10 protein-coding genes and 1 riboswitch are annotated in these 13579 nt (G+C 48.8%); of the genes, 6 read left to right on the forward strand and 4 right to left on the reverse strand.

Going from position 1 to position 13579, the window contains the following annotated elements:
- The first annotated feature begins 40 nt into the window (after positions 1 to 40).
- Together H591_RS0101695 and trmA are read left to right on the forward strand one after the other, a co-directional pair.
- Positions 41 to 1333 (forward strand): NCS2 family permease, encoded by a 1293-nt coding sequence (locus H591_RS0101695; protein ID WP_022965210.1) that lies wholly within the window; start codon positions 41 to 43, stop codon positions 1331 to 1333.
- A complete protein-coding gene (gene trmA, locus H591_RS0101700) occupies positions 1333 to 2421 on the forward strand; it encodes a tRNA (uridine(54)-C5)-methyltransferase TrmA (protein WP_022965211.1) in 1089 nt (362 codons plus the stop codon). Before H591_RS0101695 ends, trmA begins: the two co-directional genes overlap by 1 nt.
- Positions 2422 to 2883: 462 nt before the next feature.
- Here the strand turns inward: trmA and H591_RS0101710 are convergent, their stop codons facing one another.
- Positions 2884 to 4758, reverse strand: a complete 1875-nt coding sequence (locus H591_RS0101710) for a TonB-dependent receptor plug domain-containing protein (protein ID WP_022965213.1) — start codon at positions 4756 to 4758, stop codon at positions 2884 to 2886.
- Positions 4759 to 4867: 109 nt separating this feature from the next.
- Positions 4868 to 5069: riboswitch (cobalamin riboswitch) on the reverse strand.
- A 394-nt stretch (positions 5070 to 5463) separates the two neighbouring features.
- On the reverse strand, positions 5464 to 7332 hold the full coding sequence (gene dxs, locus H591_RS0101715) for a 1-deoxy-D-xylulose-5-phosphate synthase (RefSeq protein WP_022965214.1): 1869 nt from the start codon (positions 7330 to 7332) through the stop codon (positions 5464 to 5466).
- A gap of 200 nt (positions 7333 to 7532) precedes the next feature.
- On the opposite strand from dxs, the gene H591_RS0101720 reads away from it, so the two are divergent.
- From H591_RS0101720 to rfbC, 4 genes are read left to right on the forward strand one after another with little or no spacing between them, the layout of a single operon-like run.
- Positions 7533 to 8216 (forward strand): energy-coupling factor ABC transporter permease, encoded by a 684-nt coding sequence (locus H591_RS0101720; protein ID WP_022965215.1) that lies wholly within the window; start codon positions 7533 to 7535, stop codon positions 8214 to 8216.
- Between the two features lie 43 nt (positions 8217 to 8259).
- Positions 8260 to 9423, forward strand: coding sequence for a dTDP-glucose 4,6-dehydratase (locus H591_RS0101725; RefSeq protein ID WP_022965216.1), 1164 nt, complete (start codon positions 8260 to 8262; stop codon positions 9421 to 9423).
- Positions 9420 to 10328 carry a glucose-1-phosphate thymidylyltransferase RfbA gene (rfbA, locus tag H591_RS0101730; protein ID WP_022965217.1) on the forward strand — a complete coding sequence of 303 codons (909 nt, stop codon included), beginning with the start codon at positions 9420 to 9422 and terminating at the stop codon, positions 10326 to 10328. The genes H591_RS0101725 and rfbA overlap by 4 nt, the downstream gene beginning before the upstream one ends.
- Before the next feature lie 7 nt (positions 10329 to 10335).
- Complete coding sequence (gene rfbC, locus H591_RS0101735) at positions 10336 to 10866, forward strand: dTDP-4-dehydrorhamnose 3,5-epimerase (protein WP_022965218.1); 531 nt, start codon at positions 10336 to 10338, stop codon at positions 10864 to 10866.
- A gap of 80 nt (positions 10867 to 10946) precedes the next feature.
- Here rfbC and H591_RS0101740 read toward each other — a convergent pair whose 3' ends face one another.
- A complete protein-coding gene (locus tag H591_RS0101740; protein ID WP_022965219.1) occupies positions 10947 to 12242 on the reverse strand; it encodes an adenylosuccinate synthase in 1296 nt (431 codons plus the stop codon).
- A 72-nt stretch (positions 12243 to 12314) separates the two neighbouring features.
- A complete protein-coding gene (locus H591_RS0101745) occupies positions 12315 to 13496 on the reverse strand; it encodes an ATP phosphoribosyltransferase regulatory subunit (protein WP_022965220.1) in 1182 nt (393 codons plus the stop codon).
- Positions 13497 to 13579 lie beyond the last annotated feature (83 nt).

Below are 13579 nucleotides of genomic sequence, written 5' to 3' on the forward strand. Positions count from 1 at the left end.
TAGACTGTTATTATTTGCCTTTTTGCAGGCAGTCCATTTCATGCTTGAAAAACTCTTTCAGTTGCAGGCCAACAACACCACCTTTCGCACCGAAGTTCTGGCAGGCACCACCACCTTCCTGACCATGGCCTACATCCTCTTTGTCAATCCGAATATGCTGGCTGAAATTGGCATGGATCACGGCGCGGTGTTTGTCGCGACTTGTTTAGCGGGCGCTATTGGCTCAGCCATTATGGGCATGATTGCCAACTACCCGATCGCTCTTGCGCCAGGCATGGGACTTAACGCCTTTTTCACTTATACCGTCGTTGGCACCATGGGCTACTCATGGCAAGTGGCTTTAGGTGCAGTGTTTATCTCAGGCTTTTTGTTTTTCGCTATGTCGATTTTCAAAATCCGCGAATGGATTATTAACAGCATTCCAATGCCGCTGCGCTCAGCCATCAGCGCGGGAATTGGTTTGTTTTTAGCGTTGATAGCGCTTAAAAATGCGGGCATTGTCATCGGCAATAAAGACACGTTAGTCACTTTAGGCGACCTCGCACAACCCGCACCTATCCTAGCGACGCTCGGTTTTGTTGTGATAGTTTCCTTAGCCTATCGACAAATTACCGGTGCGGTAATGATCGGTATCTTGCTGGTGACTGCCTTATCAATTGGCTTAGGTTTTTCTGGCATCGACGGCTTTGTCAGTATGCCGCCCAGCATGCTGCCGACACTGCTGGAACTGGATATTATTGGCGCTCTCGATGTCGGTTTAGTCAGTGTTATTTTTGCTTTTTTGTTTGTCGATTTATTTGATACTTCAGGCACGTTAATTGGTGTAGCTCAACGCGCTAACTTGATCGATGCTCAAGGTAAAATGCCGCGTCTCGGTCGCGCCTTGCTGGCTGACAGTACAGCGACTATGGCCGGCGCCTGCATGGGCACATCAACCACTACAAGCTTTGTTGAGTCTGCAGCAGGTATCGCCGTCGGCGGACGCACGGGGTTAACTGCTTGCGTAGTCGCCGCACTGTTTTTACTCAGTCTGTTTTTTGCGCCTTTAGCATCTGCAATACCGGCCTATGCCACTGCGCCAGCTCTATTTTTTGTTGCGGTATTAATGACCAGCGGTTTAGCGACTATAGATTGGGACGATCTCACCGTTGCCGCGCCTGTAGTCGTTGCTGCGCTAGCTATGCCGCTGACGTTTTCAATTGCCAATGGTATCGCTTTTGGTTTTATTAGCTGGACAGCCATTAAGCTGCTCAGCGGCCGCTGGAAAGACCTCAATAGCGCCATGTGGATTTTATCCATCCTCTTTATCATTAAACTGGGTTTCTTTGCCTGATGCCACATTCTGACTATTCTCCAGACGCTTATTTGCAACAACTACAGGCTAAGAAACTACGCCTGCAAGACTTACTCAGCGAGTTTAATGCGCCAGAGCCGCAGGTTTTTGCCTCTGCGGAGCAGCACTACCGTCTACGCGCTGAGTTCCGTTTGTGGCGCGAAGGTGATCAGCGTTTTTATGCGATGTTTGCTCCCGGCGATAACCGCACGCCTATTTTTGTTGAGAATTTCCCGATTGCCAGCGAGCGCATCAATCAGCTGATGCCACGCTTAAAAGAAGCATGGAGCAACAACCAAGCGCTATCTGAGCGACTGTTTCAAGTCGAGTTTTTAACGACTTTGTCAGGTGAAGCGCTGATTACTTTGTGCTATCACCGCCCTCTGGATGAGGCATGGCAAGTCGTAGCGGAACAACTGGCAGCAGATTTGCAGGTGAGTATTATCGGTCGTTCACGCGGCAAGCGTACGGTGATTGGCCGCGACTATGTCACCGAAGAACTGACTGTAGGTGGACGTGTATTCACTTACCGGCAACCAGAAGGTGCCTTTACTCAGCCCAATGGCGCAGTCAATACACACATGCTGAACTGGGCCTACGAGACACTCGGTGAGCAAGAGAATGATTTACTCGAACTGTATTGCGGTAATGGTAATTTCACTCTGCCGCTATCGACCCGAGTACCTAAGGTATTAGCCACAGAAATCAGTAAAAGCTCCGTGAATGCCGCCTTAGCAAACTTAGCCGATAATCAGATCGACAATATCGAGTTGGTGCGTTTGTCGGCTGAAGAGCTCACGCAGGCATTGAATGGCGTACGCGAGTTTCGTCGCTTAGCCAATATTGATTTGGACAATTACAAGTTTGGTACAGTGTTTGTTGATCCACCACGCGCGGGTATGGATAGCGATACCTGCGAGTTGGTGCGCCGTTTTGATAGGGTTTTGTATATTTCCTGCAACCCAGAAACCTTAGCGCAAAATATTCGCCAACTCAGTGATACCCACCGTATTGTAAAATGCGCATTATTTGATCAGTTCCCGTGGACCGATCATATGGAAAGTGGTGTGTTGCTCGAGCGTAAGTAACTGGGAGCGCGGACGGCCCGTCCGCAACGCTCTAAAACCACTAATTACCGAACTCTCGACTCATCAACTCTTGCACAAGCGGAGCATCGTTGCGACCTGCTGCGCTCAGCGCTCAAAGCGTTAATCGGCAGCGTTCTGTAAGGCAAAAGAATGTGTTGTTTGCGCTGTGTGCGCTGCGCCAGCAGCACTATTGCCGTTCTTTCCTCAATCGCCCATCCTGGACTCAATTCGGGCGCTACGCCAGCCAGGGCTTGGCTGGTCACAGCAACAGTGCTGCTGGCAGTTGAGCTTTGGTGGCGCTGGAAGTTTTTGTGCGGTGTAGCAGCAAACATAGGATAGGTTTATTGATATAGAGATACAGTGAGAGCGCAGAACTGAGTAGAAAGACAGGAGACCGCTAATTTGTCTTGAGCTAAGCATTCAAAGCGCAGGCTGATGCTGCGCTCTGAAGCTGGACGAATCTTAGAGATTAGGCGCCCAAGTCATGCCAAGTAGTACGGTGAAACGGTCCTCGCGGTAGCCGTAACTTTCACCACCGTAGTTATACATCGCACGTGTATAACCTTTATCAAAGATATTGGCTAAACGTAGATCAATACCTAAATCTTGCGTAGCTTGCCAGTTACCACGGAGATCCACAGTACCAAAGCCTGCAATCTTCTGATTGTTTCCGCCATCATTAAAACTTTTGCTTGCAAGACGCCAAGTGCCACCTACACCGAAAGCGCCTAGCTGCTTATCGAGATCATAACTAAGCGTACGTTTAGCTATACGTTGCATTTGTCGGCCTGTTGTACGATCACGAGAATCAACAAAACTCAAATTCAATACACCCTGCACACCCAGGAAATCATGTTGTAAAGATGCATCAAAACCATTAATACGAACTGTATCTACGTTTTCCGTCTGCCCTTGCCAAGTAATAGGATCAGAAATATACGCTAACGAATCACGTATATCGGTACGATAAATACTAGCTTCAAGCTTTACTGTATCTATCAGCTGACTACGCCATTGCAGCTCGTAACTTTTTGACTTTTCCGGACTAAGGTTAGGGTTACCTCTAGTCCAGCCATCAAACGTCCAATATAAATCATTGAAAGTTGGGACTCTAAAACCCTCAGAGTACGAGAGAACAAACTCATTCTTTTGCCCTACAGGCAAGCTTAAAGCAGCATTCCAAGTGTTCGCACTACCAAACTGTTGGTTTTTATCATGACGTAAACCAAGCTCAGTACCGAAGATATCGCCTTTATAAGCATGCTGAATAAAAGTTGCCTGATTCCAACGACTATTTTTTGTGAACGCATCACTACTACGCAACTTATCTTTATTATAATCAACGCCAGCTAAAACAGAGTGCTGATCATTAATAGCAAATGTATTTAACCAAGCAGCTGACTCTTTATAAGTATTAAAATCACTACCTGCATTTGATAGCTTGTCACGATTACCAGATTTATCTTCACTATGACCGAGCTCTAAACGGCTAGTTAACTGTTCAGTCGCTTGCAATTCAAGAAAGGTAGATACAGAGCTAACAGAAAATTCATCATACGGTTTTCTTGGCACGTAAACATCGTATTCTGTTTTTCCACGCTGGTCTAAAACATTAACGCCTGCGCTTAATAGCTCATTAAATGTGTGTGACAAACTAAAACCAATAGCTTTATTGCGATAAGCATCATGGTCTGCGTCTACGGCTGTAGATTTACCCGTACGATCAAAACCCGTCATCTCATCAAGACTAGCGCTTAGGTTAAAGCGCGTATTTTCATCACCACCCGAAATACCTGCACTACGCTCCCACACACCTTTGTTACCTGCAGCGACACGCAGACGAGCTTGCAAGCCTTCGCCCGCGCTGCGACGCGTAAAGATCTGAATTACACCACCAATCGCATCAGCACCATAGACTGCGGAGCGTGAGCCACGGAGTACTTCCACACGTTCAATCTGCTCCAGGTTTAAATGCTGCAGACTTGCACCACCTGCTGATGCAGAACCAACACGAACACCATCAATCAGCACTAAGGTTTGCGTATTACTTGTACCGCGAATAGATACACTTGTAGCACTGCCGCGACCGCCAGATTGTCGCATCTGCACACCCGGCACACGACCTAACAAATCAGCCACATTCACCGGCTGCAAACGATCAATATCAGCACGGGTAAAGACTGTCACAGCTGCGGTGGAGTCTTTACGCTCTTCAGCGGTACGGTTGGCAGTAATAACTGTCTCAGAGAGTTTAATTGCTTCTTCAGTTTTATCAGCTGCATACAAGTGAGCTGCAGGCAACAGCGCTACAGCAAGCGCAAGGCGGGACAATTTCATTTAGGTTAAATCCTCAAAAATAAAAACACTTTTGAGGAGGGCAGAAACAAGCGCTTGCGCCGAAATGCTAGACGGCAGGCAGCACTTGACGGTGAAGCCCTCCGCAACACCCGTCGAAATCCATAAGGCAGGTCTACGGGCTAACGAATTCATCTGTTCACCTTCCCAGCATTTAAGCCAGTGGTTATCGAACAAACGTGCGCACTCAAGCGCGTCGCTTACCGTTGCGGGGGCAGCGTAAGTAGGCAGAACCTCTTAACTTCCCTTTTCAGGCTGGGATAATCCAGCACACCTTACAGAATCAAAGTGCGCGCACAATAAACGTACTCAAGCAAAGGGTCAAGTTTTGGACAAAGCGTCACAGTCAGTTTCAATCTGACAGACTTCAAACGCATGGCAATATTTTTATGCCAGAGCCTCAGGAGCGCAACCTGACACGCAACGGCCTGACGGTGTATGGTGTTAGATGCTGCGTCGCTGACAATACAAAGGGTTAACCTGCAAGCTGCGTTATTGACGTGACCAGCGAAGCCATGGATGACGCAGCGCCTGAATGGGGTTCAGGATGAACTCATTGAGGGAAAACGGCAATAATGCCGTTTGCATAGCGCACACCTGTCCGACAGAGAACCCGCGACACGCAAGCCTGCAGAAAATATCAATTTAGATGTCGATTATGCGGGCAAACGGCCCGCGCTCCCAAGATCAAGCTAAACGCTGTTGCACTGCTTGCAAAATACCTGCGGCATCTAGCCCGCATTCAGCCAGCATTTGTGCCGGCTGTGCATGCTCTACATACAGATCAGGCAAACCGAGTTGCAATAACGGTACGTTCAGTTGCTTGGCGGCTAAAAACTCACCGACAGCACTGCCAGCGCCACCCATGACAGCATTTTCTTCAATGGTGACAAACAAGCTATGCTCGGCCGCCAAACGTTTAATCAACGCTTCATCAAGCGGTTTAACGAAGCGCATATCCACGACAGTAGCATCCAGTTGTTCTGCCGCTTCTAAAGCTGCGGTCAACTGCACACCAAACACCAAGAAAGCCACACCCTGGCCTTCACGGCGCACGACACCTTTACCCAGTGGCACAGCATCTAAACTTGCACTGATTTCGGCATTCGGGCCAGTACCGCGTGGATAACGCACGGCAGCAGGACCCACATGGTGATAACCGGTATTTAATAACAAACGTAATTCGTTTTCATCACTGGGCGTCATCACCACCATCTTGGGGATACAACGCAAGTAAGAAAGGTCAAAACTACCCGCATGAGTCGGACCATCTTCACCGACTAAACCCGCGCGATCCACAGCAAACAAGACATCTAAGTCCTGTACCGCCACATCATGGATCAGCTGATCATAAGCACGCTGCAAAAACGTCGAATAAATCGCCACGACCGGCTTAGCGCCTTCACAGGCCATACCCGCAGCCAAGGTCACCGCGTGCTGCTCAGCAATCGCCACATCAAAGTAACGCTGAGGATACTGCTCACTGAAAGCAATCATATCCGAGCCTTCTTTCATCGCTGGGGTAATCCCCAGCAAACGTTCATCTTGCGCAGCCATATCACACAGCCACTGGCCAAATACGCCAGCATAACGCGGACCACCGGGTTTACTGGGTGCAGCGGCTTTTTTGGTCATCGCATGATAAGCAATCGGGTCAAGCTCAGCCGGTGCAAAGCCTTTACCTTTTTTGGTCACCACATGCAGAAACTGCGGGCCTTCCAGCTCACGCATATTGCGCAAGGTGGTCAATAGCGTTGGCAAATCATGCCCATCGATTGGGCCAATATAATTCCAACCCAATTCTTCAAACATGATGCCCGGAGCAAATATACCTTTAGCATGCTCTTCAGTTTTGCGGGCGATTTCCCAAGCACCTGGCAAGCGCGAAAGAATTTTCTTACTGCCTTCACGCATGGTTGCATAAGTGCGACTGGTGAGGATTTTTGCGAGGTGATTGGACAAGCCACCGACGTTATTTGAGATCGACATGTCGTTATCATTAAGAATAACCAACATATCCGCGCCTGTTTCAGGCGCATGGTTAAGCGCTTCAAACGCCATGCCTGCGGTCATTGCACCATCACCAATCACCGCAACGCTTTTACGGCCACTGCCTTGTAGCTTTGCGACAATCGCCATGCCTAACGCGGCACTGATTGAAGTACTGGAGTGGCCAACACCAAAAGTATCGTACTCGCTTTCACAACGGCGCGGAAATGCAGCAATGCCATCTTTCTGACGCAAACTGAGCATCTGCTCACGGCGACCGGTCAAAATTTTATGCGGATAGGCTTGATGACCCACGTCCCAAACCAGACGGTCATCCGGCGTATCAAACACATAATGCAAAGCCACGGTTAATTCAATAACGCCTAAGCCCGCAGCAAAATGCCCACCAGTCTGTCCCACGCTCCACAATAAAAATAAGCGCAACTCATCGGCCAAAGTCACCAGTTCAGTTTCAGATAGACGGCGCAATTCTTTCGGCGTTAGCGCACGGTCTAACAACGGAGTACTTGGGCGTTCAGCAGGGATTTCATGAAAAGTCGTAGGCATTGAACTGTCGTGTTAATTCATCAAGAGGGTGAAGTTTACCTTAAAGCGTACAAAGTCCACAGTGCTGCAATGTCTAATCACGGATTTAGTCGTTTTATCTAGCTTTTAATCCGCACTTATCTGTCCATCCACTCAAGTCTGCTAAAGTAGCGCTGAGTTTTAAGTCAGGCAAAAATCCTAAACACGCAGCAGGGCAAACCATGATTGCAAGCATGTTGTTAAATGAAACCACATTGATGTGGGGCTGGTTAATCTATGGCCCGATCCTGTTTTATGCGATCTACCGTGCACCTTGGGTTGAACTGTTTAGTGACAGCCGCCGCCAGCACTTATTGTTTGGTACTGTTTTAGTGCTATGTGCGCTGTGGCTGCTCAGGCGTGATTTCCCCAGTGGTCTGTCTTTTCATTTTATTGGTATGACTGCAGTCACTTTGCTACTTGATTGGCCGCTGGCGATTCTAGCTGGCTTTATCGCACAACTGGCGCTATTAGCTCTAGCCAAACAAGAGTTAAGCGTACTCGGCAGCAACGGCCTATTGTTAATTATTCTTCCTGTTTTGATTGCCCACTGCTGCGCCAAAGGCATTGAGCGTTTACAACCCAGAAACTTATTTATGTACATCTTTTTTTCTGGCTTTTTCCCTGCAGCCTTAACCGCCGTACTCTGTATTATCAGCGCCGCACTTTTGCTGTGGGGCAATGGCATTTATGAGTTCCCACCTGAACTGGAAGACTTTTTTGGCATGCTGCTACTGGTGGCTTTTCCCGAAGCCTTTATTAATGGCGTAGCGGTCACCGCCTTTGTTGTGTTTAAACCCGAATGGTTAGAAACCTTTAATTACAGCCGCTATTTACAAGCACCATGGAAAGATGAGCGCGACTGATAACAACAAAGCACTCTGCTACTGATCGAGTAAGGAATACAGGATGAAACTTTTGATAACCGGCGGTGCGGGCTTTATTGGCTCTGCAGTGATTCGTCATATCATTCAACACACGCAAGACTCTGTGGTGAACATCGATAAACTCACTTACGCTGGCAACCTCGAGTCACTCAGCGCAGTCAGTGCCAGTGCGCGTTATCGTTTTGAACAGGTCGATATCTGCGACAGAGCGGCGCTAGATCAAGTATTTTCTGAGCACCAACCTGATGCGGTGATGCATCTTGCCGCCGAGTCTCACGTTGATCGCTCAATTGATGGTCCAGCGGAGTTCATTCAAACCAATATTGTTGGCACCTATCAGCTACTCGAAGCAGCGCGCGCCTATTGGAATAGCCTCGACAATCAGCGCAAACAGGCTTTTCGCTTCCACCACATCAGCACCGACGAAGTGTACGGCGATCTGCCACATCCCAATGATGAGAATTCTGTAGATCGGGCTTCAGCCCGACATGTCGGCCTAAAGGCCGACCTACAAGAGCAACAAGGCTTACCTCTATTCACCGAAGCAACCGCCTACGCGCCGAGTTCGCCCTACTCTGCCAGCAAAGCCAGCTCCGATCATTTAGTTCGCGCCTGGCAGCGCACTTATGGTTTACCGATATTAGTCACCAACTGCTCGAACAACTATGGCCCCTATCATTTCCCAGAAAAACTCATCCCTCTAGTGATTCTTAACGCCCTAGAAGGTAAACCTCTACCCATCTATGGCGCTGGCGATCAGATTCGTGACTGGCTGTATGTCGAAGATCACGCTTGCGCGCTCTATACAGTGATATGCCAAGGGCAGGTTGGCGAAACCTACAACATAGGTGGGCACAATGAGAAACAGAATATTGAAGTTGTTCGCACCATTTGTTCATTACTCGATGAATTAGCTCCGGCAGCAACACGTCAACTCACAGCGCCTAACGGCACGCCATTGGTAAACTATAGCGATCTACTGACCCATGTTGCCGACCGCCCAGGCCATGACCGCCGCTATGCCATTGATGCCAGCAAAATTCAACGAGAGCTCAACTGGCTGCCCGCAGAAACCTTTGAAACAGGATTAAGAAAAACCGTGCAATGGTATTTAGATAATCAAGCTTGGTGCCAACGGGTACAAGATGGCAGCTATCAAGGTGAACGCTTAGGAGCACAACAATGACTGCACACACAACAAAAGGAATTATTTTAGCTGGTGGCTCTGGTTCGCGTTTACACCCCATTACTCTGGGCGTCTCCAAGCAGTTGCTACCGATTTACGACAAACCGATGATTTACTATCCGCTGTCGGTGCTGATGCTGGCCGGCATTCGTGAAATATTAATCATCTCCACTCCCGAAGACCTGCCTAACTTCAAAAAACTACTCGGTGATGGCAGCCAATTCGGAATTGAACTGAGCTATGCCGAACAACCTTCTCCTGATGGCCTCGCGCAAGCTTTTATTATTGGCGAAGATTTCATTGCCGACAGTAATGTCTGCCTGATTTTAGGTGATAATATTTTCTACGGAGATGGTTTTACTGGGATGCTTAAACGCGCCATGCAGCAGCGTGTCGGCGCAACAGTGTTTGGTTATCATGTGACTGATCCTGAACGCTTTGGTGTCGTCGAGTTCTCAGCAGCAGGTCAGGTTCTTTCTATTGAAGAAAAACCAACTAAACCTAAGTCAAACTACGCCATCACGGGTTTGTATTTTTACGACAACGACGTCGTGGCGATGGCCAAACAAATAAATCCTTCAGCGCGTGGTGAGCTGGAAATCACTGACCTTAATAACGCCTATTTACAGCGCGGCGACTTACAGATTGCCCTGCTCGGCCGCGGTTTTGCATGGCTTGATACCGGCACCCACGACTCGTTAATGGAAGCTGGGCACTACGTGCAAACCATTGAAACACGCCAAGGTTTAAAAATCGCATGTCTAGAAGAAATCGGCTATCGCAATGGCTGGCTGAGTAAGCAGCAGTTGCGTGACAGCGCAGCCGCGCTCAAGAAAACCAGTTATGGTCAATACCTACTGCGCTTGGCCGAAGAAAACAATTACCTGCAATTGGCAAACACGTAGTTACCTTATGAAAATCACCTCTACCGCACTCCCTGGCGTATTAATTATTGAGCCCAAAGTTTTTATTGATGCGCGAGGCTTCTTCTTAGAAACCTATCATAGTGAACGCTATGCAAGCGCCGGTCTAAGAGAACCCTTTGTCCAAGATAATCATTCCCGCTCACAGCGCGGCGTACTACGTGGTTTACATTTTCAGCGTACGCGCCCACAAGGAAAACTGATCAGCGTCAGTCGTGGTTCGGTGTTTGATGTCATTGTCGACATCAACCCGCAATCAGCCACCTTTGGTGAGTATGTTGCGCTAGAACTCAATGATGAAAATCATCTGCAAATGTGGATTCCCGCAGGCTATGCGCATGGCTTTTGTGTACTCAGCGATGTTGCTGACCTGCATTACAAATGCACTGATTTTTATGACCCAGAAGACGAAGGTGGTTTGATCTGGAACGATCCTGATGTGAACATTGCTTGGCCTTCAGACTCGCCGCTGCTATCGCTCAAAGACCAGCAACTGCCACGTCTGCGCGAGCTAAAATAAAAAACCGACACACAGGTCGGTTTTTTATAAAACGACTCTGCCAAGCTTAAAACGAATAAGCCTGACAGAAAACAGCGCTATTACGCTTCGTAAGGGTGACGCAAGACGATGGTTTCGTTACGGTCAGGACCGGTAGAAACGATATCAATTGGTGTACCAATCAACTCTTCGATACGCTTCACATAAGCCAAGGCATTGGCTGGCAACTGCTCAAGGCTAGTTGCGCCGATGGTGGATTCACTCCAGCCTGGCATTTCTTCGTACACCGGTACTAAACCGTCATAGCTGTCAGCATCGCTTGGTGCTTCAATTTCTTCACCGGCTGCGTTTTTATAGGCAACACAGATTTTTACTGTCTCTAAACCGTCCAGTACGTCCAGCTTAGTTAAGCAAATACCAGAAATGCTGTTGATTTCTGAAGTGCGACGCAAAATCACCGCATCAAACCAACCGCAACGACGCGCACGACCAGTGGTAGAACCGAACTCATGGCCTTTTTCAGCTAAGTAAGCGCCGGTCTCATCAAACAACTCAGTTGGGAATGGACCTGAACCCACTCGTGTGGTGTAGGCCTTGGTGATACCCAAGATGTAATCCAAGTACAAAGGACCAAAACCTGAACCTGTTGCGGTACCACCAGCGGTGGTGCTGGAGCTCGTCACGTAAGGGTAAGTACCGTGGTCGATATCCAATAGTGATCCTTGCGCGCCTTCAAACATAATGCGCGCGCCTTGCTTACGCAGGGTATGCAAACGAGCCGTCACGTCGATCATCAATGGCTTAAGGATCTCAACGTAGCTCAGTGCTTCATCTAAAGTTTTCTGGTAATCAACGGGCTCAACTTTATAGAAATGCTCAAGCATAAAGTTGTGCTGTTCAAGCACTTCACGCAACTTAACCGCAAAACGCTCAGCATTGAATAAATCACCAATACGCAGTCCGCGACGGGCAACTTTATCTTCGTAGGCTGGACCAATACCACGACCAGTAGTACCGATCTTACCTTCGCTGCGCGCAGCTTCACGGGCCTGATCTAAGGCCACGTGATACGGCAGAATCAAAGTACAAGACGGACTGATGCGCAAACGCTCACGTACTGGCACACCTTTTTCTTCGAGCTTGGTGATTTCGCGCATTAAAGCATCCGGCGCAACCACGACACCGTTACCAATCAAACATTCAACGTTGGCACGCAAAATACCCGATGGAATCAGGTGCAATACAGTTTTCTCACCATCAATCACTAAGGTGTGACCCGCGTTGTGGCCACCTTGGAAGCGGACAACAGCAGCAGCTTGATCGGTTAATAAATCAACGATCTTACCCTTGCCTTCGTCACCCCATTGAGTGCCTAAAACGACAACATTCTTACCCATAACCTTTGCCCTCTTCGCGCAAATAGGAGGTCGGCAGTACCGACAAAACATAACCGCAAATGCGGCGTAAATTTATAAAGGTTGAACCTGCCAACCTGAAGAATTCTCGACTAACTGACGATCGCAACTGGCTTGCTCAGCATCGCTAACAGTCTGTCCTGGTAGCGCTTGCACAACACGTTGACCTTTATTACGTAACGCACAAATCGCTTGCCATAAATCAGCCTGCGCACCCACCGGAGCCCAAATACCGCTGGCTAAAACAGCAGGCTGGCGCTGGCCAAGTGTGACCAGTGTTTTTAAATCTGTAGAAAAACCTGTGGCTGGACGGGCACGACCAAACACCGCACCAATATCATCATAACGTCCGCCTTGCGCGATCGACTGACCGACACCTGGCACAAATGCAGCAAAGACCACACCAGTATGGTAGTGATAACCGCGCAACTCACCTAAATCAAAATAAAATGGCAAGTGCGGGTAACGCAACATCAATGCATCAGCAATCACAATCAGCTGATCAAGCGCGGCCAAGACATTGCTCGGCGCAGCTGCTAAAACAGTTTTGGCTTGATCCAGTACTTCGCGGCCACCACATAAATGGCTGAGCTCATTGAGCATTAACGCGAGATCTTTAGGCAGTTGCTCAGTGAGCGCTGCCACTTCATCGACAGCTTTACGCTGTAATGCATCAAACACCTGCGCTTCCAACTCATCCGATAAATCAGCCGCGCGCGCTAAACCACGATAAACGCCAACATGGCCTAAATCCATATGGATGTCGGCAATTTCAGCGTGCTCCAGTGTCGCCAGCATCAAACTAATGACTTCAATATCTGCCGCTGGGCTGGCGTCACCGTACAACTCAGCACCGAGCTGAATAGGACTGCGCGAGCGCGACAAAGAACGAGGACGGGCATGCACAACACTACCGGCATAGCACAAACGTGACGGACCTTCACGGCGCAAGCTATGCGCATCCATACGTGCGACTTGCGGAGTGATATCCGCGCGAAAGCCCATCAGATGACCTGACTGTGGGTCGGTCACTTTAAAAGTACGCAGATCAAGTTTTTGCCCAGCACCGGTTAATAACGACTCTAAAAACTCGATATGCGGGGTGACAACAAACTCATAGCCCCAAGCCTGGAACATATCCAGTACCTGTCGACGAGATGCTTCAATCTGCGCCGCTTGCGGCGGCAGTACTTCTTCAATGCCATCTGGCAGCAGCCAGCGGTCTACCGTTGCCATTGCGCCGTTCCTCATTATAAATACAGTTGCCTGCTGGACATTTTACATGACCACAGGCGCAAAAAAGCCGGGAGTTTCCCGGC

Source organism: Denitrificimonas caeni DSM 24390 (genome assembly GCF_000421765.1).
GTDB classification, from domain to species: domain Bacteria; phylum Pseudomonadota; class Gammaproteobacteria; order Pseudomonadales; family Pseudomonadaceae; genus Denitrificimonas; species Denitrificimonas caeni.